Raw genomic sequence first — 25,855 nt, forward strand, 5'->3', positions numbered from 1 at the left:
CGGGCCCGGATCACGCTCATACCCAAGAAATTTGACGGGGACGCATCACCCCAAAAAGGAAGCCCGGTCAGAGGACCGGGCACCTTGCGCGTTGCGGCGCAATATAGTCAGAAAACGCCAAAAAACAATGATTTATTGGCTGTTTGGAGGGCTGATTTTTGTTCCAAAGGCGGGTTTTGAGGGGCTTTCAGGTCTTACTTCCGGGTAATCGCGAACACGATCAGGCCAAGCCCGCCCAGCGCCACCATCATCACGAACATGGTGATGGGGTCGCCGCCGGCCCCGGCGCCCATCTTGGCGTTGAGAATGGCGCACAGGACCCCCCGGGATCAGCAGGATCACCCCGACGACCAGCATGATGGCAGTGGCACAACCGCTGCGCTGTCTCTGTTCCGGGTTTGCTGAAAAACTGCTCACGATGCCCCGGACTAGCGTCCCTTGATCGCGGCGCGGATCAGCATCACGCCGGCGAAGCAGACCGCGAGCCCGAGCAGGATCAGGAAGAGAATGGAGGGATCGGTTTTCGACTCGCTCAGGACGCCGAACCCGAACAGAAGGGCGCAGAGCCCGGGCAGCAGCAGGACCAGCCCGAACAGCACCATGAACGCGGTGGCGCAGCCGCTGCGTGGCGACGGTGGCGGCGGGACGTATTGGTAGGGCGGCTCCGGTGGTGCAGGCGGGATGGGCGGTGGATTGGTGTCGCTCATCGCGGCACCTCCTCGCTTTGCCCGGCTTCACGGTAGGTTTGGCCGGCCAGCGCGGCGCGGATGCCGTCGATCTTTCCGTCACGGTAGAACAGATTGTAGGTGTCGAACGGGATGATCGCGCCGCTCTCGGTGACGAAGTGGATGCAGCTTCGCTTGACGTTGCCGACGCAGAAATTGAAGCGGTCGAGAAACTGCACGATGGTGACGCGGAACACGTTCTCGTAGGTCAGGCCCTCCGGCACCTCGAAGCTTGGCAGGCAGCACAGCAGTTCGCAGACCCGCTCCGAGGTGTTCAGCGGTCCCGACGACAGCGAGAACAGGTCGACAAACTTCTCCCGCAATACCGGATATTTCTCCGGGCTGATGGTGTTGGGCATCACGGCGATGAGCTGCTCCTGCGGGATCAGCGAGGTCAGCGGCAGCACCTTGTCGCCGTCGCGCAGGCCGTAGCCGATCGAGATGCTCTCGGGATTGCAGGGCAACGGGATCATGTCGTCAGCGCCGAACACCCCGGTCTCGATCACGCGCCGGCGGATCTCCGACAGCATGATACGGTCGGTGTCCTTGTCGAAATGCTCGTTGCGGCCGGCATCCTGCACCGGCTGCAGCGTGACGCCGCGGACGCACTTCCAGGTCAGCGCGTGACGGACGATGTCGCCGATCTCGCCGTCGTTGACGCCGCGCTTGATGGTCGCGACCAGCGTGGTCGAGACGCCGTGGCGCTCGAGATTCTCCAGTGCCTGTTGGCGGATTTTTCGCAAATCCGCGCCGCGCAGATTGACCAGCGCCTCGCGCTGCAGCGAATCGAACTGCAGATAGACCTCCAGCCCGCGCCTGTTCTCGGCGAGCTTCGCCACGAAGTCGGGCTCGCGCGCGATCCTGAGGCCGTTGGTGTTGATCATGACATGGCGGATCGGGCGGGCGCGCACCGCATCCAGAATGGCGAAGAAATCCGGATGCAGCGTCGGCTCGCCGCCGGATATCTGCACCAGGTCGGGCTCGCCCTCGCTCGCGACCAGCGCGTCCAGCATCTTCTCGATTTTCGCCAGCGGCGTGAAGCTGGTGCGCGCCGGCGAGGAATCCGCAAAACACACCGGGCAGGTCAAATTGCAATGCTCGGTGATCTCGATCAGCGCGAGGCAGGAGTGCTGCTCGTGGTCCGGGCACAGCCCGCAATCATAGGGGCAGCCGAATTCGGTGTGGCGCTGGAACGCGAGCGGCCGGTCGCCGGGCTTGATGAAATCCTTGCACAGCCGCCAATAGGCCGCATCCGTCGAGACCAGCGTCGACTGCACGCCGTGCTGCTTGCAGCGCTTCTCGTACCAGACCTCGTTGCCTGATATCTGGATCTTGGTCGGCACCAGGGCCAGGCAGGTTTCGCAGAGAGACTGGGTCTGGCCCCAGAAGATGTAAGGGCGTGCCTTACGCAGCGGCGCGTTCATGCTTCAAGCTCACATTCGGCGCCGTCGCCAGCATGACGGCGGCGTAAATCATGACAAACAGCGACAGCAGGTGAAACAGCGAGAATGGTCCGATCAGCGCGCCATAGGGCTTGATGAATTCCCACAGGAAGCGCTGCAGCCCGTAGTAGAACAGCACGAGGTAGAATCCGTTGGTGATGACGGCGGCATTTCGGTTCAACACGGCCCAGACATAGAAGGCCGCGAACGCCGCCATCGCCAGGCTCTCGTAGAGCTGCACCGGATGGCGCAGCACGCCGTCGCCGAAATCATGGCCCCAGGGCAGCGTGGTCGGCGTGCCGTAGGTGAAATCCTCGAGCCCCGCGAAATAGCAGCCGAGACGGCCGACCGCGACGCCGATCGCAAGCGGCAGCGCGAACCGCGCGCCGGTGCGCAGCGAAATCCCGTGTCGCCATTTGTAGAGTTCGATCGCGACGATGCCGCCGGCCAGCGCGCCCTCGACCGAGCGGGCGACGCCCGCCATGCCCGAGAACCACAGGTTCAGCGTGCCGAACATGTAGGCGCCGATCCCGGCGCCGAACAGCAGCGCGGCGATGTAGGGCAGCTCGAAGGATTGCCGGGGGAATTGCAGCCCGCGCAGGCGCGACAGCCACCACATGGCGATCGCGGCCCCGCCCCATGCTGCGACGTCGAAGACGGCGTGAAGTTCAGCCCCGCTCATGAGGCGAGTGTAGCGTGATTTTCGCGGTCCGCGATAGCGGCTTCCCGATTGCAATGGCGGGGCGATGGACCACGCCGGCGACGCCGGCCCGCGCAAAAACGACAAAGGCTGTAACCGCGCCAGAACGGATATAGCCGATGTTACGGCGACCATCCGAAGTGCCATATCCGAACTGACGGCTGGGCTTTCGACCTTGCCGGGATGACATTCTGTCCGGAGTGCAGAACCCGTCCCGATTGCGCGGAGCGATTGCGATGAGGAAGGCGACGATGGATTTTTCGCGGATGTCGGATGGGATCCGGCTGCATCACGCCTCTCATCGCCACGATGGGCACGATGGTGACGACGAGTCGGGTCCGGCACCGAGTGGCCCGTTTGCAGGGCTCGATGCGCATCCCGCGACCGCGAATTCCCAGCCCCATGACTCTGGCCCGGGCCAATCCGACCATCCCGCCGCGACGGAGGTCGGCACCGGCGGCCACATCGGCAACCACACTGCGGCGAGCCTGGATGTTTCGGCAACGAAGCCTGCTGCCGGCGCATCCCATTCCGCGACCGGCATCGCTTCGATCGAGAGCGGGGCGAACACCGCCGGGAACGGCGGAGACGGTTACTTTTACGGAGGTATCATTCACGCATCCCTGTTGATCTATGAACCGATCAACATTTCGGTGAGTTTGGGATACGGCTCGGTCGCCGTGGCCAATCAGTCCAATGATTTGAATGTCGATCAATCCGCCTTTCAGATGGCCGGCGTCGGCGGACATGGTGGCAATGACAACTTCGCATCGGGAGGCAGCATCAGTGCTTCCTTGAGTGCTTCCTTGGGCTCCGGCGCGATCGGGAGCGGCGACAACGGCGCCGGAAACGGCGGCAGCGGCCATTTCTCGGGTGCGTTGGTGGACGCTCCCGTCGTGATCTATCATCCGATCAATATTGCGGTGGCGAGCTCAGGCGGCACGGCCTATGCAAGTCAATCGAACACCGTCGACATCGATCAATCGGCTACGCAGATCGCGGGCGTCGGCGGAAGTGGCGGACATGGCAATGTGGCCTTCGGCGGCAGCATCATCACGCTCGACCCCAGTTGGGGATCAAGCAACGGAGGGAGCGTCTGGGACGTTCAGACGGGCGGGAGTCAGGCCGGCAATGGCGGCGACGGCGCGTTCTACGGGAGTCTCGTGCATTCCTCGATCGTAGTGTACGACCCGATCAACATCGCAGTCGCGGGCTATGGCTCCAACGTTCATTCAGTCCAGACGAATGACGCCGACGTGGATCAATCCGCAGTTCAGATCGCCGCCATGGGCGGGCACGGCGGCAATGGCAACGCCGCGACGGGCGGCCATGCAAGCCTTCTTTCCCACGGCTTGTGGGGCGGCTCCGACACGATTGCGACCGGCGCGAACGGCGCAGGCAATGGCGGCAACGGCTATTTTGCCGGCAGCCTGATCGATGTCAGCGTCGCGATCTATGCACCCGTCAATATCGCAATCGCGGGGCCCCATTCGACGGCCGTGGCCGATCAGGTCAACAACGTGCACATCGACCAGAGTGCGGTCCAGATTGCCGGACTTGGTGGGGACGGCGGCTACGGCAATCTCGCGCTGGGTGGCGATCTTTCCGCCCATCTTCTGTCCGACCTTCACCTGTTGGCATAGCGAAACATCGCACCGCTCGCGCAGGCCCGTCGCAAGGTAGCGGACTCCCTGCGCATGCAAACCTCGCGCAGAGGCGCCCACCTGTTTTGAGCCCCAACGTTGCACGACGAATGTCATACTTTCGTACGTAGGTCGACCAACCCGGATGGTGTCCGATTTGACATCTATCGGCAGCGCGCATCGCCGGATCAGACTCGCCCGTGCGCGTCCGCCTGATCGGGATGGATGATGCACGACAGCCAACACAAGGACGGAGGCTCAAATGTTGCCCAAGGCGATCAGCATCTCGGATTCGATCGAATTCAAATCGATCAACACCGGTGGTCAAAGTGTCGGAAATGGCGGCGACGGTACCTTCAAGGGAGCCATCATCAGCAAGCCGACCCTCAACTTCGATCCAACCAACAAGGCAGAAGGCGCCGATGTGCATGTGAACACCGGCGACCACGTCACTCAGACGGCAGATTGGGACGCCGGCGGCGCAAACGCGACGGCCTCGGTGTTTGCGAAGGCCCATGGCGGAAGCGCCGAGTCGAACGGAAACCAGAAATCCTACAGCGGCCACGATACCTCCAAGGTATATGCCAATACGGATGCCACTCAGATCAACAAGCTCGCGGTGGACCAGCACCAGGAGGTCCTGGCGGGCATCGGCGGCAATGGCGGAGACGGCAACGCCGCGCTGGGTGGAGAAGTGAGCTTCCACCTCGATACATTCTGACCATCGGTTCGTCCGACCGTGGCGGGACCGGCGGCCATTGCTGCCGATCCCGCAATTCAAGCCGACGCCCTGCCGATGCCCTGCCGATGCCCTTCTTGGCAGATCGCGTTTGGCCGTCGGGCAAGTGCGCCGGACTTCGATTTCAGGCGGTGACGATCATGCTGATGCCGCCCATTCGGTTGCCTGTCCTGCCGCAGATCCCGACGCCACTGCACGCGGCCCTTTGGTGCTGTGCGGGGCCGCTTGGTCTCGTATTCGCGTATAGCTGCAGCTACAACCTGCTTTTGTTTGCGCCCTCCATCTACCTTCTTCAGATCTACGACAGGGTGTTGTCGAGCCGGAGCGGCGACACGCTGCTCCTGCTCACGCTCATTGTCGCGATCACGGTCGTGGTCGGCGGCGTGTTCGATGCCTTGCGGCGCGCTGTCCTGGGTCGCCTTGGCGCCTGGCTCGACGATCGGCTCCGTCCTTGCGTGCTTTCGGCCAGCCTCGAATCCGCGTTTCGCGGCGATTGGACGCGGGCGTCGGACGCATATCGGGATCTCACCGTGCTGCGCCAGTTCATCGATTCCGGCGCCTGTCCGATGCTGTTCGACGCACTCTGGGCGCCCCTATTCCTCCTGGTCCTCTTTCTCATCCATCCCCTGCTTGGCGTGGTAGGCGCCTGCTGTGTGGCTTTCCTCTTCGCTCTCACGGTTGCCGGAGATCTGGTTACCGAGGACGTTCTGCTCAGATCCGGCGCCGCGCTGTCCAGAAGCTACGGCCGCCTCCAGGCCGCCGCAGGCAACATCCACATGATCCGCGCCATGGGAATGCTCGATAGCGCTGCGCGCACGATCTACCATGACGCGCAGGAGGCACGCAGAGAGCACGATGTGGCGGTCCGGCGAAGCGAGATCGTGATGCTGGTCACCAAGCCGGTCCGCGCGCTGTCGCAGGTGTTGATAATGGGGGCTGCCGCGTGGCTTGTCCTCGATCACGGAAAGAGTCCGGCGATCATCTTTGCTTCGACGTTGATGTTCAGCCGCGCGCTCGCGCCGGTCGAAAGTGCGATCGCAGGCTGGAAGTCACTCAGGACGGCCGTGAGTGCCTGTCAGCGGCTCGGCGCGGTTCTCGCCGCGTCCCCCGCCGCCGGACAGCAGGATCCGGAGGTTTCGCAGCGGCAAGCGTCGAGCGGTCTCGTTGTCGACAACGTCGGCGTGAGGCTGTCGGGGACCAACCACCTTCTGCTGAACGGCGTCTCGTTCACGCTCGCGAGCGGAGAATGCCTTGGCATTATCGGTGCGTCCGGGTCAGGCAAGTCCCTGCTTGGCCGGGTGATTGCCGGGCTGTCGACGCCAACTGATGGCTGTGTCCTGCTCGATAATACCGACGTCTCGCTGCTTCGCGAGGGCCTAGGCGGCCACCGTCTCGGTTATCTCCCCCAGGACATCGACCTGCTCGGCGATACAATAAGCGATATCATCGCACGGCTAGATGATGCCGATCGGCGGAAGGTCGTGGAAGCGGCCAAGCTGGTCGGAATTCATGAGGCGATCATGCGCCTGCCGAACGGGTACGACACGGTGATTCACCGTGAAAAATCCTTCTCGCGCGGATATCGGCAGCGCCTCGGTCTTGCCCGGGCCTTTTTCGGCGGTCCACGCCTGATCGTTCTCGACGAACCGAATGCCAGTCTCGATTACGGGGGCGAGCGAATGCTGCTGGACGCTATCGAGCGCATGAAGCTAGCCGGTGTCATCCTGGTCGTCGTCACTCATCGTATGGGTCTCCTCGCAGCCACAGACAAGATTGCCATTATGGAAGAGGGGGCGGTCGTCGCTTTCGGCGACAGCGAGGAAATCTTTGAGCGGCACCTGAACCGACCCCAGGTTACATCGCGGATCGTGCCATGATCCGGAATCCTCTTACCATCTGGAGGCTTGCTGCGATATCGAGGCTACCCGCGATCTGGGACCAGCTCGTGCGAGCGCCGGCAAGCCCCCCGCTCGCCGGACGACTTGGGGTGGTGGTTACCGCGATCGACGATTTCGAGCCTCTCGAATATCGATGGTGTGCGACCCCGACACCGATCTCTCCGCGTGGACGGCTTCGCGGTATCACCCTGGCGGGCAACCTGCTGGTGCTCTGCTTCATGCTGGGGCTCGGCACATGGGCGTGCCTCGCGCCTCTCGAGAGCGCCGCGATCGCTTCCGGCGTCGTGGAATCAGAATCGAGCCGCAAGACGATTCAGCACCTGGAGGGCGGGATCGTCAGGAAGATCCTGGTTGCTGACGGCGATATCGTGCGAAGCGGACAGACGCTGATCGCGCTGGACGATACCCGGCCCGGTTCGGAGGTGCAAAGCCTTCAAGGCCAGTTGTGGGATGCGATTGCTCGTGCCGCGCGGCTTCAGGCCGAGCAGCAGAACTTTGAGAGCATCGCAATCCCGAGCGCGCTGGAACAGGACAGCAAGCGAAATGGGGTGGCCGCCGCCGCGGTGTCGGCGCAACAGTTCATTTTTCAGGCGCGCCGGCAGGTTCATGAGTCGCAGCTTGCGGTCATTCGCGAACGGAGGCTTCAAGTCGAGAGGGAGATCGAAGGTCTCAAGGCTCAGCAGAGCGCCACCGGGCAGCGGGTCGACATCGTCCGGGAAGAACTGGATATGGTCACGACGCTCGTGAACAAGGGACTCGAACGGCGGCCGCGGCTTCTGAACCTGCAACGTGAACTGGCCGACGTTGAGGGTCGCCGCGGCGAGATCACCGCGCAGATTTCTCGCGCCGGGCAGGTCATCAGCGAGCAGCAGGCCACATTGTTCAAGCTCGAGAGCGACAGGCAGAACGAGATCGCGCAGTCGCTTCGCGAAGCACAGAACCAGATATTCCAGCTCCGCGAGCGGTTGCTTGCGGCCAGGGATCAGCTATCGCGAACGGAGGTGAAGGCGCCTGAGGACGGCGTGATAACCGACTTGCGGATTCATACAGCGGGCGGCGTCATCGGGGCAGGTGCTCCGCTCATGGAGCTGGTGCCCCGGCAAGACCGCCTCATCGTGACCGCCCGCCTGAGGCCCGAGGACATCGATGTGGTTCATCCCGGCCTCAATGCCGAGGTGCATCTGGTGCCGTACAATCAGCGTCGCGTACCGCGCCTGAAGGGAACCGTCGTGCACGTATCGGCAGACCGGCTACTCGACAAGCGTACCGACCAGCCATACTACGCGACCAAGATCCGGATCGACGACGCGCAGATCGCCGCCAACGACTTCCAGATCGTGCCCGGTATGCCGGTTCAAGTGTTCATCACCACGGGGCGCGGTACCGTCGCACTTTACGCGCTCAGGCCCCTGCTCGACAGCTTCCGCGGTGCATTCAGAGAGGATTGATCCCGCTCAGGGTGACTAGGTCTCCGGCATTGGGGCCGTAGCCGGATCTTGATCGCGATTCTGCGGGAGCGACCGGCCGCGCCAGCGGAGGACCGCTTCCGTGCGATTGTGAGCGGCACATTTCCTCATGATATGCTGAATGTGCATTTTTACGGTGCTTTCCGAGAGCTTCAATTTGGCTGCGATCAGCTTGTTGGGCAGGCCGAGCTCCAATTCCGCCAGAACGTGCTGCTCTCGAGGCGTGAGACCGCTCCTGTCGATGGCCGTCCTGGCTGCCTCGTTCATCAGATATGCGGACGCAAGCCCGCGCGCGTCCGGCGGATCGAAACCCGGCATCCTGTTCATCTCGGCGACCGGCAACGGCCTGTAGACGCCGCCGACAAGAACAAGGCGCAGGCCGGCTATGACGACCTCGATTGGCAGCGAGGTGGGAAGAAAGCCGCGAACACCCCGCTGCATCGCGGCTTGTGCGGTCGGCTCGTCGTCATGGTTTGACAGGATTGCGACGGCGGCATTGGGACAGTGCTCGGCCACGAAGGCGAGATCGTCCTCGACCGAGGGATCGCCGATCGGCTTGTCCGCGATGCTCAGCAGCACCAGACGAACGTCGCGGGCTGACATGCAGTCCAGGCCCTGCACCGTTGCCATGTCGAGGATCTCGAAGTCGGCCAATTCCCGCCTGAGGACGTTGAGAATGCATGTGCGGGGCAACAGGTGCTGCTCAATGATCACCAGAACCGGTACGTGAAGCGCTCCATTGAGCCGTTTTGAGGAGTCCGTTATGTCGTCCATGATTTCCTCGGAATGAAAAGAATTTCTGCGACAGTCCCATCGATGCGTATTGCGCATTTACCGTTGCGGCATTCATCCTGAATGCATCGTCACGCGCAGCCCCGACATCAGGATCGCATCCATTGCGGGATAGCCTGGCGCCTCGGTGGAAATTCTTTCCGCTTAAATCATTTGGACGCGCGCCGTGGCGCGGTCGACGCATCCCCTATTTGCAGATATTTCGATATGCCGTTGACGCCGCCGACCCCGACTTGCCGTCGACGACATACGCTTCATCCTCCTTCACAAGATAAAGAAAGGGCCTTCCTCCAGTCTCTCCGCCCGACGCACTTCTTCCTTTCACGCGCCCGCAAATCGTATCCACGGCGCGTCCGAGCGTGTTCCTTCGCATGGCGCGCTTCATGTCGCTGAATTCGGCCGATCCCGGATCCTCGATCTGCGCTGCAATCGTGACCTTCGCTTTGGTCACGACAGGATCTGCTATGTCCGCGGCGCGTTCGGGTGTCGGGATGTTGATCCTCGTCCGCGAGGGCGCCGCCTTGGCGAGGTCGGCCGGTCGGTGTTTCTTCGATGATGGTCTCCTGCCGGATTTTGCCGGGGTTGCAGAATTCGATTTGACGATCGCAGGAGCTGGCGCTGACGCCGCCGGCATGGGCTCTGTGGGTCGGGCGACTGCAACCTCGTCGAAACAGGGTCTTGACCCACACCCAACGAAATACCCTCGGGAAGGCGCGAACCAGCCAAAGCCGATCAGGATTCCTGCCAGCGCTCCGACAACAAGCAGTCCCATCCGATTCCCCTCCTCGGGAGCTCGGCTCGCACTCATTACTAGGACTAATTCCGCGCTGGTGATCCTATCTGTTGCGCAAAACCGTTAAGCGCTCATTAAGCGCGCGGGTTGGGGCGATAGGGCGAACCCCTACGGCGATGTCGGGTTTAGCGTCGGCTTCCGGAAGCATGGCGGATGCGACGAATCATAAGTACATAGCCTAGTTCGCCGGGTTGTCCTCGCTGGGATACACTCCGCGCAGCACCTCCTCGAAATGATCCTTGACCGCATCATTGCACAGGCAGGAGCGCAGCCGCAGCTTGTCCGCGTCGCGGATCACGATCGCGCCGCGGCGCGTCTCCAGCACGCCTTCCGCCTTGAAGTTCTGGATCACGCGGCTGGTGTAGCTGCGGCCGACGCCGAGCAGGGTCGAGAGCTGTTCATGGGTGAGCGGCACCATGCCGTTGCCATTGGTGCGCTCCATCGCCGAGATGATCCATTTCGCCGCGCGTTGCTCGATCGAGTGGATCGCATTGCAGGCGGTCGACTGGAAGATCTGCGCCAGCATGCAATCGGCATAGCGCGCGAAGATGTTGCGCACCGAGATCGACTTCAGCTTGGCGGCGTCGAGCTTGCTGATCGGCAGCCGAGCGAACGGGCCGCCGAACTTGACGGTGATGCGGGTATAGGCCGGCAGGAAGCCCTGGCTGACGATGCCGCCGACCGCGCCTTCGCGACCGACCAGGATGGTCTCGACATCGCGGCCGTCCTCATTGGGCACCATGTAGGAGACGAGGCTCGGCCCACACGGGAAATGCACGGTCTGAACATCGTCGCCGGGGCTGTAGAGCAGGTCGTTGGCCAGCGCGTCGACCAGCCCCAGATGCGGTGCGATCAACTGGTAATCGGCGTCGTTCAGCCGGCGCAAAAGATTGTTGAATGGCCGGTCACTCGTCCCGGCCAACTCGGTCCGTTTCGCGATCATGGGAAATTCCTGAAAACCCAACGCCGACAATAATCGAAAGGTTCCCGGATTTATGTTCACTAGTGAACAGACGGCGCCGCTCGCGATGTGGTGGTTTCATCGCGGGAACAGCCGGCGTGCTTTCAGGCGCCGGTCGCGGGCCATCCGGCCGGACTGATCCGGTCTCTTATCCATGCCTTAGAGCGTTTTCGAGCGAATTGGACACCGGTTCGCGTGAAGAAAACGCGTCAAGACAAGAAGCTCTAGCAAACGGAAACTGGCACGCCCATGGACTTCACCCCCAATGCCGGCATGCCCGGCGATGTCCTCGTGGTCGAGGACGATCCGATCATCTCGCTCTATTTCGAGGACACCATCCTCGGCTTCGGCGCCCGCACGGTGCGCACCGCGGCGAGCGTCGCCCGTGCGCTCGAGCTGATTGCCGAACGCGCGCCGGATTTCGCGCTGCTCGACGTCGGCCTCGTCAGGGGCGAGAAGACGTTCGTGATCGCCGAGCGGCTGGATGCGCTGAAGGTGCCGTTCGCATTCGTCACGGGCTATGGCGCGGATATCCGGCTGCCGGCATCGCTCGCCGACAAGCCGCGGCTGACCAAACCGTGCTCGAGCGAGGCGCTGGAGGCGGCGCTGAGAAACGGCCACTGACGGATTGCCAGGCTTCGGCCTCGCCGCCGGAGCGTTCGTCGTCTACGATCCAGCCCGTCGGATTCGGTGACGCAAGCGCTTCGGGAAAGCGTCATGGTGATCAGGATATTTGCCGCGCCCGCAGCCGCGCTCGCTCTCGGGCTGCTGCTAGCGCCGCCGTTCGGCTCGGCCGTCGTCGGCCGCTTCGTGTCGCCAGCTCTCGCTACGCCGGCCGCACTCTCGAGCGAGCAATCGGCCGCGCTTGAGACCTATGACAGAGCCCTGAAGGGTTTCGAGTCGATTCTGCGCCAACGCCGCGCGCAGATCGATTCGAAGCAGCCGCTGCCCGACTTGCCAGGCCAGGCGATCTATCTGGCCCGTGTCGAGATGATGAGCGCCTACAAGGACCTCACCGATGCGCTTCCGTCCAGGCTTGGAAGACCCAACAGATTCGGAATCCCCCCGGCCTACTTCAACGCCGACAATGAGCTGCTGCTCGATGAGTACAGGAAGCTCTTCGACGTCATGGAGGCGCCGCCCGTCGGTGCGCAAACATCCGATACGCCATTCAAGGACGTGGTCGATCTGGCGACGGTGATCGCGCGGGCCAAGGGTCTTGACGCAGCCGACGCCGCCGTCGCGGGCCGTATCAGCCTCGGCCTCTTCTTTGCCGAGACGAACGGCAAGCAGAATGCGGGCAATGCACGATCGAACACCTATAAGGGAAGCCTGCAGACCGGCCCGTCCGAGGATCGCAACGGCCGAAGGAAATGGGCAGCGATCAAGGGGTCGATCGCGACTCTCGATCCTGCGCTGAGCCGTCGCGACGACCGGGAAGAGGCGCGGGTCGGCAACCTCGATCACAGGTTCAATCACTGGACCGCCGTGCGAGACGGCCTGATGAACGCACACGCCGAACTTTTCCCGCAGGTCGCGGCGATCCAGAAAGCGCTGCCGGACCCGATCGATCAGATGAAGGTCTTTGAGCTGATCCAGATCATTCCCACGCCAACCAGGGCAGCGCTCAAATCGGGCAACCTCGTCGGCTACAGAATTTCCGATCCCAGGATCATGCGATATCTGCGCAACAACAGCGTCTTCGCGTTCGGCCGGGCCGACCGGGCAAGAACATCCGCGACCTTCCGCGAGATCCTCGATGCGATGTGGCTGTTCAACGCCAAGTTCGAGCAGGCGCTTGCCAAGTTCAAGGAGATCAAGTCGGGCAAGCCGGGCTGAGGAGGAGTTGATCGCTCGGCCGTCAGGGTGGACCGAGCAGCGCCCATCGCGGCTCGCAGAATTCCTTCACGGCGGAAGCGACGCTGCTGCTGATGAGGTTCTGGCGCTCGGGCGAGTCCATCTCGCGTTCCTCGTCCCGGTTGATGATCGAGCCCGCCTCCAGCAGGATCGCGGGCATCGCGGTCTTTCTCAGCACGATGAGTTCATCATTGCTGTAGACGCCGGTATCCTTGTTCAGCAACGGGTGCTGGTAACGACCCATGATGGCCTGGCTATATTGCTCGGCATAATGCAGGCCCTGGGCCTTCATTTCCCCGGCGACCAGTTCGGCGAACCGGAGGCTGGTCTTGAAGTCCGGATTGTCCCGGGAGACGAACACGGAGTAGCCGCTGAAGCGGTCGCTGAAGTGGCTTTTCTTGTCCTCGAACTCCCAGTCCTCGAGCATCTTGTTGGGCACGGAGTCATGGTGGATCGACATCAGCAGATCCGCGTGCAGATTGTTGGCGGCGGCGACCCGCTTGAAGAGGCTCGGTCTCGCTTTGCCTTCGGTCAGCAGCAGCCTGGTTTCGGCAAAGCCTTCGGCCTTCAACCTCTGCTCGATCAGCTTCGCAAGGCGCAGGTTGAAGGTGAACTCGGCGACATTCCGCGCGCTGATCGCGCCTTCCGATTGCGCGGTATGTCCGACATCCAGCACGATCCGGAACGTCGCGGGATCGCATTTGGCAGCGGCCCGCTTGAGAGCTGAAAGCGGCAGGGTGACTGGCCCAAGGGCGGCCAGCCGCATGGCGCGGTGCCTGGGCGGAGCGCGGTGCCTTGCCAATTTGGCAGCCCTTGTCGCCTTCGCGCGCTTCAGCGACTTGGCATGCTTGGGTGAGCTCCTGAAGAGATCGGGCAGCCAGCCGGCATCGCTGACTTCGATCGGCAGCAGCGCGAACACTGCGATCGCGACGACCAAAAAGCGGCGAGGCCGAAATCTCGCAACGCTACCACCGAGCACGCGAAAGAATTCGCAGCGCCTCATGCTCCGCCCCTCCGGGCCCCCAGCATAACGACTCTGACATCGGTACCGGAAGATGCCGGGGAGGTCCATCCCCGGCAATCGCGTTGCCTCGCCTCGGAGGCCAGGCCGTCAAGAAAAAGAGCCCGGTTCCGTCGTGGCTGTGACCGAACTAGACCGGCTTCGGGTCGAGCGTGATCGCCCACAGCTCGGCGTCGACGCGGTCGCGCAGGCTCACCGTCATCTGCCCGCTCTTGCCGTCGATCTTGACGTGGCCGAAGAACTGCATGCCCGCCGACGGCGGCAGGTTCTGGTTGCCTTCGCCCGGCGCCTTGATGAACTTCACCTCGGGGCCGAAGGTGTTGTCGAGTTCGTTCGGACCGAACGTGCCGGCATGCAGCGGGCCGGAGACGAATTCCCAGAACGGATCGAATTCCTGGAACTGGGCCTTGTTCGGGTTGTAGTAGTGCGCTGCCGCATAGTGCACGTCGGCGGTCAGCCACACCGTGTTGACGATCCCTGCGGTCTTGATGAAGCGCAGGATATCGGCGATCTCGAGCTCGCGGCCGCGCACCGGACCATCGCCCTGCGCAAAGGCTTCCGAGCCCTTCTTGTTGGCGGCATCGTCATAGACGATCAGCGACAGCGGCATGTCGGAGGCGATCACCTTCCAGGTGGCGCGCGAGTTGAGCAGCGCGCGCTTCAGCCAGGCCATCTGGCCCGGGCCGATGAAATAGGCGTCGGGGCCGTACTGCTCCTGCAGGTTCGGGCCGTTGGGGCCGCGATAGCTGCGCTCGTCGAGCATGAAGACGTCGAGATGCGGACCGTAGCTCAGCGTGCGATAGACGCGCCCAGGCTCGACGATGCTCTCGCGCATCGGATACATCTCGTGGAAGGCCCTTGCGGCGCGCGCCGCGAGCACGTTGATGTCGCGCTCCTTGTAGGCCGCCGGCAGTTGCTTCGACAGCGACCAATTGTTGGTCACCTCGTGATCGTCCCACTGCACGAAGATCGGCACCTCGGCATTGAAGGCGCGGACGTTGTTGTCGAGGAAGTTATACTTGTGGGCGGCCCGGTATTCGTCGAGCGTCTCGGCGACCTTGGCCTTCTCGGGAATCGTGACGTTCTTCCAGATCTTGCCGTCGGGAAGCTTCACCTCGGAGGGGATCACGCCGTCGGCGTAGATCGTGTCGCCGGAGTGCAGAAGGAAATCCGGAGTGTGCTTCTTCATCGCGGCGAAGGTGATCATGCCGCCGTCATCGGGATTGATGCCCCAGCCCTGGCCGGCGACGTCGCCGCCCCACACGAAGGAGACGTCGCGGCGATCGCTCGGCGCGGTACGGAAGCGTCCGACCGCCGGCTCGCCGACGATGTCGATGTGGGCAAGGTCGCGGAAGCGGACGCGGTAGAAGATGTCCTGGCCGGAGGGCAGGTTCTCCAGCAGCATCTTGGCGGTGAAGTCGCTCTCGGGCAGCGCCGTGATCGGCGGCAGCGTATGGGCATCCTTGAAGGACTCGGTGGTTGCGACCTCGACCATCATCTGCGACGGCCGGTCGGCCCGCGCCCACACCACGCCGCCGTCGACGCCGACATCGCCGGACTGCACGCCATGGGTGATCACGGGGCGGTCGGCGGCGCGCGACAGATAGGGCATCGCGATTACACCGGCGCCGGCCGCCGCCGCCGTGGAGAGAAAGCGTCGGCGGGTGAGATTTCGCGAGAACCGGATCGTCATGGGGAGCCTCCTCAGGTCACAGCGACAATGCGCCGCAGGCGCGCCAAGACCTAGAAAAATTCCATGACGGAGAGATTACAGCGGCGGGAGGCACAAGGCGTCGGGGTGAGCACCTTTGTAAGGTGAGCACGTACGTCGGGCTCCCTCCCCCCTTGCGGGGGAGGGTAGGGGAGAGGGGTAAGCTCCGGGCGGCATGTTTGCGGAGAACGGTGCCTTCGCAACTCGGTCGCTTGTTGTCGAACTCAATTCTGAGAGAGCACGTCGTGTGGCACCCCTCTCCCTAACCCTCCCCCGCAAGGGGGGAGGGAACCCTGCCGCCGATGACTCCCTCACAGGCTTTGGCGGAGAGAGAGTAGCGGCGATTCTACGCCGTGCCCGCCGCCCTGAACTGCGTGGCAGTCCGTTGCAAATTCTGCGGCATGCTGAACAGCAGCGCCTTGCGGTCGGCGACGGCGTTATGAAGCTGCTCGAGCGCGATGTTGAATGCGGTCAGCGTGCCTTCCTCGATTGCGCCGTGCTCGAAACAGTCCAGCGTGTGGCGCAGGATGTCGTCGGCCTCCGCCTGCATCTGGTCGAGTTCCTCGATTGAATCGCTTTGCCGTGCGGCCTTCAGCATCTCCAGCAGGCGTTCGCGCTGCGAGGTGTTGGTGTTGCGCTCGTCCTGCTTGAGATAGCCGGCGAACCACGCACCGGCCGAGCCCATCGCCGAGAACGCCATCAGGCTCCACCAGATGTAGTCGCTGTAGCGGTCGAGGAAGGTTTTTTCCTCGCCGTCGACAAACGCGGCGGCGCCCGGATGCACCGGAATGGTGGCATCCTTGTCGGTGTCCGGCGTCTCGATCTTGGCGGCAAGCGGGAAATCGGTCTTGAGCGACTGCCGGATCGCGAACAATTGCCGCGTGAATGCCGCGACCGTCGAGTCCGACAGGCCCTTCCGCGCGACGATGTGGTGCGAGAAGCTGATCGTCTTCACTTCATCGTCGGGCCGGTCGGCGGAGCCGAGCGAGCCGGCGGGGATTTCCGCGGCCTCATAGGCTGGATGGTTCTGCGCGATCGCCTCCGAGGCGTCGATCGCAAGGAAGCTCGGCTCGCCGCCGTCCTTGACCGATGCCGTGATCGCATCGATCGTGATCTTGCTGTTGGCCGGGCCGACGGCGAGATAGGCGTCGGCCTTGAGGTTCCTGATCGCTTCCGCCGCCTCATTGGCCGGGAATTGCACGATCTCGACCTTCATCGGGTCAACACCGTATTGCGTCAGGATCAGCTTCAGCAAATTGACATTGGCCGGCGTGCGGCCGACGACGCCGATCTTGCGGCCGGCAAGCTGCGCGATCTTGGTGATCCGCGCGGATTTCCGGACCTTGCCCTTGGCGGGCGGAACCCACATCACCACGACATTCTTGCGCAGGGTCGCGACCGCCTGGGCATTCTTCGGCACCTCGAGATCGCCGCGGATGATGGCGAGATCGGCCTTGCCGTCGGCCAGCGTCTGCGCGCTGGCGGTGGCGCCCTCGGTCTGCACCGGCCTCAGCTTGACCTGGGTTTGCTGCTGGTTGTTGAAGGCCTGCGCCAGCGCCTGCACGACCTTGAGGTCATCGCTGTTGGCGGGACCGACCGCGATCCGCAGCGTCACCGGACGCACGGCGAAATAATAGCCCGCCATCAGCGTGCCGATGATGGCCAGCGCGCCCGCGATCAAAACGAACATCAGCCGCCGCTTTGCCGAACGGAGCGGCTTGGGCGACATGCTGGCGGAGCCGTCTGTCATCGATCTCGCAAACAATCGTCGGGGCTCAATCTCGCAAAACTACCAACGCCCATACATCTCCTATGTGTAGCAAATTACTGAACGGACAGATGTTACAACTCCGTCATGGTTACCAGCGGCGATAGGACGCGATTTCGGCCTTAATTTGGGCGTGGATCCCATCCCGGAGGCCGGTTGTTAGGCTAAAGTCGGCGTTAAACGGGAGGGTTACCATGGTCGAACGGCTGTCAGCGGAGGCAAGGAAGGCCGCCCTTTGGGAACTGGCCGGCTGGTCGGAAACGTCCGGCCGCGAGGCGATCGCCAAGACTTTCGTGTTCAAGGACTTCAACGAGGCCTTCGGGTTCATGGCCCGCGCCGCCCTGGTCGCCGAGAAGAGCGACCATCACCCCGAGTGGAAAAACGTCTACAAGACGGTCGAGGTGGTGCTGTCGACCCACGATGTCGGCGGGGTGACCAAGCGCGACATCGACCTTGCCAAGGCCATGAACGCGATCGCAAGGCAGCTTGGGGTCAGTTGAGCCCGGCGCGTGCAACCTTGCGCGGGTCCGCCGATATCCCCAGATTCGCATCGTCCGCCGCCGAGCTGGCGCGGCGTCGAGGAACCTTGCGATGACATCGAGCGAACACGGCGCGGGATTTGGGCCTGCCGATCGGCTGGCGCAGGACCCGGAAAGCGTGCGCCGCCGTTTCTGGATTAAGTTCAAGAAGGTGGTGGCGAGCCTGCCTTTCGCGGAGGACCTGCTGGCCGCCTATTACTGCGCCTTCGACCGGCAGACGCCGCGCCACGTGCAGGCGGCGCTGCTCGGGGCGATCGCCTATTTCATCCTGCCGTTCGATTTCGTGCCCGACATGCTGCCGATCCTCGGCTTCACCGATGACGCCGCAGTGCTCGCAACCGCGCTCCGCATTGTGGCAAGCCACATCACGCCGGAGCATCGCGATGCCGCCCGCGCCGCGCTGAAGCGCGGTGTGCCGGAAGAGGAGTGATGTTCTAACCTCCCCTTGAAAAGGGGAGGTCGCTTTGCTCCACAGAGCAAAGCGGGTGGGGATCTGCTCTCTCGGCTTGCAGCGTCGTCTGCGGGCGCCCCCCATCCCGACCTTCCCCCTTTCAGGGGGAAGGAGAAGAACCTGTAGCCCGGATGAAGCGAAGCGTAATCCGGGGGCTGCTCCAACCGCGGATGGCTCGGTCCCGGATTTCGCTTCGCTCCATCCGGGCTATCAAGTTACCGAATCCGTCCTCAGCTTCCCGGGTGCAGGATCACCTTGCCCATGGCCTTGCGGCCGGCGAGCACCTTCAGGGCTTCTGATGTCTGCGACAGCGGGAAGGTGCGGTCGACATGCGAGGAGATCTTGCCTTCCGCGGTCCACTGCACGAGCTTCTCGAGGTTCTTGCGGTTCTTGTCCGGATTCTGCCGCGCCCAGGCGCCCCAGAACACGCCGCGGATATCGCAACCCTTCAGCAGCGCGAGGTTGAGCGGGATCTTCGGAATGTCGCCGGCGGCAAAGCCGATCACCAGGAAGCGGCCTTCCCATGCGGTCGAGCGCAGCGCGGCTTCGGCATAGGCGCCGCCGACCGGATCGAACACGATGTCGGCGCCCTTGCCGTCGGTCAGCTTGCGCAGGCCCTCTTTCAGATCTTCCTTCGCATAGTTCAGCGTCAGCTCGGCGCCGTGTTGCTTGGCGAATGCCAGCTTCTCGTCCGATGAGGCGCAGGCAATCACCTTCAGGCCCATCAGTTTGCCGAGCTCGCACGCAGCAAGGCCGGTGCCGCCGGCGGCCCCGAGCACCGCGAGCGTCTCGCCCGGCTTCGGGCTCGCGCGATCTTCCAGCGCATGCAGCGCGGTGCCGTAGATGATGATGATGCCGGCGGCGCGGTCGTAGTCGAGGTTGTCGGGAATCTTCACGATCGAATTCGCCGGCAGCGCGATCTTGTCGCGCGCACCGTTGTGGCCGCAGGAAGCGACGACGCGATCGCCGACCTTCAGGTCAGTGACGCCGGCACCGACGCTTTCGATCACGCCGGCAACCTCGGCGGCCGGCGAGAACGGGAACGGCGGCTTGATCTGGTACTTGCCCTGGATCATCAGGATGTCGAAGAAATTCAGCGCCGCCGCCTTGATCGCGATCACGGCTTCGCCGGGACCCGCCACCGGATCGGGCACGTCAGCCAGCACGAGATCGTCGGGTTGACAGTATTGCGAGCAGAGGATGGCTTTCATGGACACACCTGAGTTTCGGACGCAGAAAGAGCTGCAAGATCTTGGACTACAAGCTTCATGCCGGATTTGCGGCGGAGCGACAATACAGTGCGGAGGGATCAAACTATGTTTGAAAAAGGCCTGCTGGCGAAAAAGCGCATCCTGATCACCGGCGGCGGCTCCGGCCTTGGCGCGGCGATGGGCTACCGCTTCGCCGAACTCGGCGCCGAATTGATCATCTGCGGGCGGCGCGAAGGGCTGCTGGAGGAAACCGCAGCAAAATTCCGCAGCGAGCTCGGCGCCAAGGTTTCCATCGCGCGCTGCGATATCCGCGACGGAGCGGCGGTCGAAGCGATGATGGATCAGGTCTGGCAGGACGCGCCGATCGACGTGCTGGTCAACAATGCTGCCGCAACCTTTATTGCGCAGAGCGAACATTTGTCATTCCGCGCGGCGGACGCGATCCTCGCGCCGACACTGCATGGCACGATGTACTGCACGCTCGCCGCCGGCCGCCGCTGGATCGACGGCAAGCACAGGGGCGTTGTGCTCTCGATCCTGTCGACCTCGACCATCACCGGCCGCGCGTTCACGGTGCCGTCCTCGATGGCCAAGACCGCGGTGCTCGCGATGACCAAGAGCCTTGCGGTGGAGTGGGGCCCGAAGGGCATCCGCACCGTCGCGATCGCGCCCGGCGCGTTTCCGACCGCAGGTGCGACCGGACAGTTGCGTCCCGAAGGGCGCGGCGAGAGCTGGGCGCATCGAAATCCGCTCGGCCGCGCCGGCGAGCATGCGGAGCTCGCCAATCTCGCGACCTTCCTGATCTCGGATCAGGCCGGCTACATCAACGGCGAGATGGTGGTGCAGGATGGCGGCTCGCACTTACGCAGTTCCGGTGCCGAGGACCTGCTGCAATGGACCGATGCGCAGTGGGAGAAGCAACGCGCTGCGCGCGCCAAGTGATAAGCTAAGTGATAACAAGCCACGACGTGCGCAGGATAGTGAGCGGCGTTCGTCTTTCGGCCTAACTGCCTTCCCAAAAAAGCGTTTCCCGGTTATCCATCCGAGCCGGCGGAGGGGAATCGCCGGGCCATCTTGCAGTCACAATGATGGGGGAACCAGTTGGCCGTGCGGCAGATTCTGACATCACTGGTTGCTTGTATCCTGTGCGGGTTCATCACCCTCGCGCCGGTGCAGGCTGCGCCCAAGAAGGATACCGCGAAGGAAGCAGCCAAGCCGGCGCCTTCGGCCGCGGCGGCTGCGGCCGGCGGCGCGGAGCCGACGCTGATCGGCCAATTCGGCACCTGGGGCGCGTACACGGCATCGCCCAACGGCAAGAAGGTGTGCTTTGCGCTCGCCAAGCCGTCCTCGTCGAAGACCAATCCGGCGAACCGGCCGCGCGATCCGGCCTATGCCTTCATCTCCACCCGTCCGGCGGAGAAGGTCGTCAACGAAGTCTCGATCATGATCGGCTACACCGTGAAGCCGGGCTCCGAATCGACGCTTCAGGTCGGCGGCGGGACCTATGCGATGTACACGCAGGGCGACGGCCTCTGGATCAAGAATGCGGCCGAGGAGGAGCGGATGGTGGAATCCATGCGCAAATCGGCCGAACTGACGGTAAAAGCGGTCTCGGCCAAGGGCACCGAGACGACAGACACCTTCTCGCTGAAGGGCCTGGCGCAGGCGCTCGACCGGCTCGGGCAGGACTGCCGGCGCTAGAGAAGCGACCTAAGGCCTGAAATCGAGGTATTTGGTGGCTTTCCAGCACCGGCTGGAAGGCCTATTTGAGGTTTCATGACCGACACCGTGACCACCCATGCCGTCTCCGGCGCCAGCGCGCTGGTCGAGAAGGTTCCGCTCGAGACCTATGTGCCGCCGGCCAAGCCGTCGCTGATCGGGCTGTCGCGCGCCGAGATCGCCGATCGCCTCGGCGAGATCGGGGTGCAGGCCGGCCAGCGCAAGATGCGCACCCAGCAGCTCTGGAACTGGATGTATTTCCGCGGCGCCAAGAGCTTTGCCGAGATGACCAACGTCTCGAAGGACATGCGCGCCGAGCTCGAGAAGCATTTTACCGTCGACCGTCCCGAAGTGGTCGCCGAGCAGATCTCCAACGACGGCACCCGCAAATGGCTGCTGCGGCTGCCGAGCGGCGACAAGGTCGAGCGGCCGCACGAGGTCGAGTGCGTCTACATTCCCGAGACCGATCGCGGCACGCTGTGCGTTTCCTCGCAGGTCGGCTGCACGCTGAACTGCGCGTTCTGCCACACCGGCACGCAGCGGCTGGTGCGCAACCTCACCGCCGGCGAGATCGTCGGCCAGGTGATGGTTGCGCGCGACCGGCTGAACGACTGGGCCGACCGCGAGGACGGCACGCGCCGCGTCACCAACATCGTGATGATGGGGATGGGCGAGCCGCTCTATAATTTCGACGCGGTGCGCGATGCGCTGCTGATCGTCGCCGACAATGAGGGCATCGGCATTTCCCGCCGCCGCATCACGCTGTCGACCTCGGGCGTGGTGCCGAACATCCAGCGCACCGGCGACGAGATCGGTGTGATGCTCGCGATCTCGCTGCACGCGGTGCGCGACGAGCTGCGCAACGAGCTGGTGCCGCTGAACCGCAAATATCCGATCAAGGAATTGCTGCAGGCCTGCCGCGACTATCCCGGCGCCTCCAACGCGCGGCGCATCACCTTCGAATATGTGATGCTCAAGGGCGTCAACGATTCGCTCGATGACGCCAAGCTCCTGGTGAAGCTGCTGAAGGGCATTCCGGCGAAGATCAATCTGATCCCGTTCAATCCGTGGCCGGGTACCGCCTACGAATGCTCGGACTGGGAGCAGATCGAGAAATTCTCCGAATACATCTTCAACGCCGGTTATTCCTCGCCGGTGCGCACGCCGCGTGGCCGCGACATCCTCGCCGCCTGCGGCCAGCTCAAGTCGGAGACCGAAAAGCTCTCCGCCCGCGAGCGCCAGGCGCTGCGCGCGATGGCGATGACGGATTGAGAAGTATCTCCATATTTCATCATGGCCGGGCTTGTCCCGGCCATCCACGTCTTAGCTTTGTCTCCGCGAGAGAAGACGTGGATGCCCGGGCCAAGCCCGGGCATGACGAGGAGAGATGAATGCCCCGCCCGCTGTCCGATAATGGAATGACCCAATGGCCCTGATCGGCCGCCTGTTCGTCGTCGGCTTCGGCTTCCTGATGGCCTGCTTCGTGGCAGGGATCATCGTGGTCGTCGCGGTGCTGTATCCCGAGATCAGCGATTTCGGCGGGCAGATCGACCAGAGCGCGGTCAACGTCGTGCTGGGCTTCGGTTTCATCTTCATATCAGGCTTTGCGCTGCTGCCGGCGCTGATCGTGGTGCTGATCACCGAAGCGTTCTTCATCCGGAGCGTGCTGGCCTACGCCGTCGGCGGCGCGATCGTCGGCGCGGCCTGCTATCTCGGACTGGTCCCGTTCGATCCCGACATGATGCAATTCCACGGTATCGTGCGCCGGCACATGGAGATCATGACCGGCGCCGGCATCGTCGCGGGCCTGGTCTACTGGCTGATCGCCGGCCGCACCGCCGGCGCCTGGCGCGAGCCGCCGCGCCCCTTGCCGCCGCCCCCGCCCTTGCCGTCGCAATCGCGGCAGCCGTGACCCGATTCTTATCCTCCCCTGGAGGGGGAGGATCGGTTCGCATGGAGCGCAGCGAGATGCGAACCGAGGTGGGGTGAAGTCTCTCCACATGAGAACTGCCCGTGTTGAGAGATCACCCCACCCCAGCTCACATTTCGCTGCGCTCAACGTGAGCCGACCCTCCCCCTCCAGGGGAGGGTAAGGCAAGCAGACGCACTTTCCATGCCCCGCCGCCTCGGCTAAACCGCGCGCCATGAACCGGACCGGACTTTTCATCGCGCTGGCGCTGGCGCTCATCGTCGGCATCCTGTTCGGGATCTATCCCGAGCTCGACCTGAAGCTGGCGGCGCTGTTCTACGATGTGGCGCGGAAAACCTTCCCGCTGAAGCTCGACGCGGTGGCGTCGTTTGCGCGCGATGCGGCGATGTGGATCGCCTGGGCGCTGGTGCTGCCGGCGATCGTGACCATCGTCTGGAAATTCATCCGGCCGGACCGGCCGATGCTGATGTCCGGCCGCGCCGCCGTGTTCCTGCTCACCACGATGCTGCTCTCGGCCGGCGTGCTCACCAATTTCACCTTCAAGAATTATTGGGGCCGGCCGCGGCCGGTGTTCGTGACGCAGTTCGGCGGCGATTTGCAATTCATGCCGTGGTGGGACCCGCGCGGCGGCTGCCCGCGCAACTGCTCGTTCTTCTCCGGCGAGGGCGCCACCGCGTTCTGGACCTATGCGCCGGCGGCGCTGACGCCGCCCGCCTGGCGGCCGCTCGCCTTCGCCGGCGCCACCGTGTTCGGCCTCGTCACCTCAGGGCTCAGAATGGCTTTTGGCGGACACTTCTTCACCGATGTGGCGATCGCCGGCCTGATGTCTTTCCTCGTGGTCTGGCTGTTCTACGCCCTGATCTACCGCTGGGCGTCGACCCGGCTAACCGACGAACAGGTCGATGCGGCGCTGACCCGGCTCGCCATGCCCGGCTACCGGCTGATGCAGCGCTGGCGCCGCGGCGGCCGGGTGGAGCAGGGCGCGCCCGAGGCCTGATTAAAGGCGTGCCCAGGCTCCGGAAATTTGATATTCGGCCTGCCTAATCACCACCGATTTCGACCGATTGGACCGTTCCATGAGTACGATTCTGAAAAGCCTGCCCACCGGCGAAAAAGTCGGCATCGCGTTCTCGGGCGGGCTCGACACGTCAGCGGCGCTGCTCTGGATGAAGCTGAAAGGCGCCAAGGTCTTCGCCTATACCGCCAATCTCGGCCAGCCCGACGAGGCCGACTACGACGCGATCCCGCGCAAGGCGATGGATTTCGGCGCCGAGAAGGCCCGCCTGGTCGATTGCCGCACCCAGCTGGTCCATGAGGGGATCGCCGCGATCCAGTCCGGCGCGTTCCACATCTCGACCGGCGGCATCACCTATTTCAACACCACGCCGCTCGGCCGCGCGGTGACCGGCACCATGCTGGTCGCGGCGATGCAGGAGGATGGCGTCAACATCTGGGGCGACGGCTCGACCTTCAAGGGCAACGACATCGAGCGCTTCTATCGCTACGGCCTGCTGACCAACCCGAGCTTGCGGATCTACAAGCCCTGGCTCGACCAGCAGTTCATCGACGAACTCGGCGGCCGCGCCGAGATGTCGGCGTTCATGACCGCGCAGGGCTTCGCCTACAAGATGAGCGCGGAGAAGGCCTATTCGACCGACAGCAATCTGCTCGGCGCGACGCATGAGGCCAAGGATCTCGAGAGCCTTGCGAGCGGCATCACCATCGTCAACCCGATCATGGGCGTGCCGTTCTGGCGCGCCGATTGCGACGTCAAGGCAGAGAAGGTCGTGGTTCGGTTCGAGGAAGGCCAGCCGGTCGCGCTGAACGGCAAGACGTTCGCCGATCCGGTCGCGCTGTTCCTCAAGGCCAATGCGATCGGCGGCCGCCACGGCCTCGGCATGAGCGACCAGATCGAGAACCGCATCATCGAGGCCAAGAGCCGCGGCATCTACGAGGCGCCGGGCATGGCGCTGCTGCACATCGCCTATGAGCGCCTCGTCACCGGCATCCACAACGAGGATACGATCGAGCAGTACCGCATCAGCGGCATGCGGCTCGGCCGCCTGCTCTATCAGGGCCGCTGGTTCGATTCGCAGGCGCTGATGCTGCGCGAGACCGCGCAGCGCTGGGTGGCGCGCGCCGTCACCGGCGAGGTGACGCTGGAGCTGCGCCGCGGCAACGACTACTCCATCCTCAACACCGAGAGCCCGAACCTGACCTATGCGCCGGAGCGGCTCAGCATGGAGAAGGTCGAGGACGCCGCGTTCACGCCGGCCGACCGCATCGGCCAGCTGACGATGCGCAACCTCGACATTGCCGACACCCGCGCCAAGCTCGGCCTCTACAACAAGACCGGCCTCATCTCGAGCGGCGAAGGCGCGCAGATCTTCCAGCTCGAGAACGACAAGGATTGAGGCGGCGGGCGAACGCGCCACAAACTCAGTGTCGTCCCGGCGAATGCCGGGACCCATAACCACGACCTTCAATTG

At 63.6% G+C, this 25,855-nt stretch carries 24 protein-coding genes; 14 read left to right on the forward strand and 10 right to left on the reverse strand.

Translation table 11 applies throughout. The annotated features are described in order from the left end of the window. Window positions 1-428: 428 nt before the first annotated feature. From XI02_RS01600 to XI02_RS01610, 3 genes are read right to left on the reverse strand one after another with little or no spacing between them, the layout of a single operon-like run. Window positions 429-707, reverse strand: coding sequence for a hypothetical protein (locus tag XI02_RS01600; protein ID WP_172646150.1), 279 nt, complete (start codon window positions 705-707; stop codon window positions 429-431). Continuing rightward, complete coding sequence (locus XI02_RS01605) at window positions 704-2,149, reverse strand: radical SAM protein (RefSeq protein ID WP_172646149.1); 1,446 nt, start codon at window positions 2,147-2,149, stop codon at window positions 704-706. The genes XI02_RS01600 and XI02_RS01605 overlap by 4 nt, the downstream gene beginning before the upstream one ends. Further along, window positions 2,130-2,849: a prolipoprotein diacylglyceryl transferase gene (locus XI02_RS01610; protein WP_172646148.1), complete on the reverse strand. Its 720-nt coding sequence runs from the start codon at window positions 2,847-2,849 to the stop codon at window positions 2,130-2,132. Before XI02_RS01610 ends, XI02_RS01605 begins: the two co-directional genes overlap by 20 nt. 254 nt (window positions 2,850-3,103) lie before the next feature. Between XI02_RS01610 and XI02_RS01615 the strand changes: the two genes are divergently transcribed. From XI02_RS01615 to XI02_RS01630, 4 genes are all read left to right on the forward strand, one after another. Next, the gene (locus tag XI02_RS01615) at window positions 3,104-4,510 is read left to right on the forward strand and encodes a hypothetical protein (RefSeq protein ID WP_172646147.1); all 1,407 of its coding nucleotides are present in this window, start codon (window positions 3,104-3,106) and stop codon (window positions 4,508-4,510) included. A 262-nt stretch (window positions 4,511-4,772) separates the two neighbouring features. After that, on the forward strand, window positions 4,773-5,231 hold the full coding sequence (locus XI02_RS01620; protein WP_016847236.1) for a hypothetical protein: 459 nt from the start codon (window positions 4,773-4,775) through the stop codon (window positions 5,229-5,231). A 158-nt stretch (window positions 5,232-5,389) separates the two neighbouring features. After that, entirely contained in the window at window positions 5,390-7,126 is a 1,737-nt protein-coding gene (locus tag XI02_RS01625; protein WP_172646146.1) for a type I secretion system permease/ATPase, read from the forward strand. A gap of 110 nt (window positions 7,127-7,236) precedes the next feature. Next, complete coding sequence (locus tag XI02_RS01630) at window positions 7,237-8,595, forward strand: HlyD family type I secretion periplasmic adaptor subunit (protein ID WP_240536764.1); 1,359 nt, start codon at window positions 7,237-7,239, stop codon at window positions 8,593-8,595. A 15-nt stretch (window positions 8,596-8,610) separates the two neighbouring features. On the opposite strand, the gene XI02_RS01635 is transcribed toward XI02_RS01630, so the two are convergent. The 3 genes from XI02_RS01635 to XI02_RS01645 form a co-directional block, all read right to left on the reverse strand. Next, window positions 8,611-9,387, reverse strand: a complete 777-nt coding sequence (locus tag XI02_RS01635; protein WP_172646145.1) for a response regulator transcription factor — start codon at window positions 9,385-9,387, stop codon at window positions 8,611-8,613. A 205-nt stretch (window positions 9,388-9,592) separates the two neighbouring features. After that, on the reverse strand, window positions 9,593-10,177 hold the full coding sequence (locus tag XI02_RS44970; RefSeq protein ID WP_244980867.1) for a hypothetical protein: 585 nt from the start codon (window positions 10,175-10,177) through the stop codon (window positions 9,593-9,595). Window positions 10,178-10,376: 199 nt separating this feature from the next. Continuing rightward, window positions 10,377-11,141: a Crp/Fnr family transcriptional regulator gene (locus tag XI02_RS01645; RefSeq protein WP_172646144.1), complete on the reverse strand. Its 765-nt coding sequence runs from the start codon at window positions 11,139-11,141 to the stop codon at window positions 10,377-10,379. Window positions 11,142-11,408: 267 nt separating this feature from the next. On the opposite strand from XI02_RS01645, the gene XI02_RS01650 reads away from it, so the two are divergent. Then, window positions 11,409-11,783, forward strand: a complete 375-nt coding sequence (locus tag XI02_RS01650; protein WP_172646143.1) for a response regulator — start codon at window positions 11,409-11,411, stop codon at window positions 11,781-11,783. A gap of 93 nt (window positions 11,784-11,876) precedes the next feature. Beyond that, window positions 11,877-12,998 (forward strand): hypothetical protein, encoded by a 1,122-nt coding sequence (locus XI02_RS01655; RefSeq protein ID WP_172646142.1) that lies wholly within the window; start codon window positions 11,877-11,879, stop codon window positions 12,996-12,998. 22 nt (window positions 12,999-13,020) lie between these two features. On the opposite strand, the gene XI02_RS01660 is transcribed toward XI02_RS01655, so the two are convergent. The 3 genes from XI02_RS01660 to XI02_RS01670 all read right to left on the reverse strand — a co-directional run bounded on the left by XI02_RS01660 (window position 13,021) and on the right by XI02_RS01670 (window position 17,498). Then, window positions 13,021-13,953 (reverse strand): N-acetylmuramoyl-L-alanine amidase, encoded by a 933-nt coding sequence (locus XI02_RS01660; RefSeq protein ID WP_018269368.1) that lies wholly within the window; start codon window positions 13,951-13,953, stop codon window positions 13,021-13,023. Window positions 13,954-14,167: 214 nt separating this feature from the next. Further along, complete coding sequence (locus XI02_RS01665) at window positions 14,168-15,730, reverse strand: alkaline phosphatase (protein WP_194483358.1); 1,563 nt, start codon at window positions 15,728-15,730, stop codon at window positions 14,168-14,170. Between the two features lie 364 nt (window positions 15,731-16,094). Further along, the gene (locus tag XI02_RS01670) at window positions 16,095-17,498 is read right to left on the reverse strand and encodes a TAXI family TRAP transporter solute-binding subunit (RefSeq protein WP_244980866.1); all 1,404 of its coding nucleotides are present in this window, start codon (window positions 17,496-17,498) and stop codon (window positions 16,095-16,097) included. Window positions 17,499-17,710: 212 nt separating this feature from the next. Here XI02_RS01670 and XI02_RS01675 point away from each other — a divergent pair, with 212 nt between their 5' ends. Both XI02_RS01675 and XI02_RS01680 read left to right on the forward strand, forming a co-directional pair. Continuing rightward, window positions 17,711-18,016 (forward strand): 4a-hydroxytetrahydrobiopterin dehydratase, encoded by a 306-nt coding sequence (locus XI02_RS01675; protein ID WP_016847224.1) that lies wholly within the window; start codon window positions 17,711-17,713, stop codon window positions 18,014-18,016. Window positions 18,017-18,107: 91 nt separating this feature from the next. Continuing rightward, entirely contained in the window at window positions 18,108-18,485 is a 378-nt protein-coding gene (locus tag XI02_RS01680) for a YkvA family protein (protein ID WP_018269369.1), read from the forward strand. A 251-nt stretch (window positions 18,486-18,736) separates the two neighbouring features. On the opposite strand, the gene XI02_RS01685 is transcribed toward XI02_RS01680, so the two are convergent. After that, window positions 18,737-19,717: an NADPH:quinone oxidoreductase family protein gene (locus XI02_RS01685; protein ID WP_172646141.1), complete on the reverse strand. Its 981-nt coding sequence runs from the start codon at window positions 19,715-19,717 to the stop codon at window positions 18,737-18,739. A gap of 105 nt (window positions 19,718-19,822) precedes the next feature. Here XI02_RS01685 and XI02_RS01690 point away from each other — a divergent pair, with 105 nt between their 5' ends. From XI02_RS01690 to argG, 6 genes are all read left to right on the forward strand, one after another. Continuing rightward, window positions 19,823-20,659, forward strand: coding sequence for an SDR family oxidoreductase (locus XI02_RS01690; protein WP_016847221.1), 837 nt, complete (start codon window positions 19,823-19,825; stop codon window positions 20,657-20,659). A 174-nt stretch (window positions 20,660-20,833) separates the two neighbouring features. Beyond that, a complete protein-coding gene (locus tag XI02_RS01695; protein WP_370143924.1) occupies window positions 20,834-21,418 on the forward strand; it encodes an invasion associated locus B family protein in 585 nt (194 codons plus the stop codon). 75 nt (window positions 21,419-21,493) lie between these two features. Then, window positions 21,494-22,708, forward strand: coding sequence for a 23S rRNA (adenine(2503)-C(2))-methyltransferase RlmN (gene rlmN / locus XI02_RS01700; RefSeq protein ID WP_057021293.1), 1,215 nt, complete (start codon window positions 21,494-21,496; stop codon window positions 22,706-22,708). A 154-nt stretch (window positions 22,709-22,862) separates the two neighbouring features. Further along, complete coding sequence (locus tag XI02_RS01705; protein ID WP_172646140.1) at window positions 22,863-23,348, forward strand: hypothetical protein; 486 nt, start codon at window positions 22,863-22,865, stop codon at window positions 23,346-23,348. A gap of 232 nt (window positions 23,349-23,580) precedes the next feature. Beyond that, window positions 23,581-24,363, forward strand: a complete 783-nt coding sequence (locus XI02_RS01710) for a phosphatase PAP2 family protein (RefSeq protein WP_172646139.1) — start codon at window positions 23,581-23,583, stop codon at window positions 24,361-24,363. Between the two features lie 79 nt (window positions 24,364-24,442). After that, window positions 24,443-25,780, forward strand: a complete 1,338-nt coding sequence (gene argG / locus XI02_RS01715) for an argininosuccinate synthase (RefSeq protein ID WP_172646138.1) — start codon at window positions 24,443-24,445, stop codon at window positions 25,778-25,780. Window positions 25,781-25,855: the final 75 nt, after the last annotated feature.

Origin of the sequence: Bradyrhizobium sp. CCBAU 21365 (genome assembly GCF_015291305.1) — a bacterium.
Taxonomy (GTDB): domain Bacteria; phylum Pseudomonadota; class Alphaproteobacteria; order Rhizobiales; family Xanthobacteraceae; genus Bradyrhizobium; species Bradyrhizobium elkanii.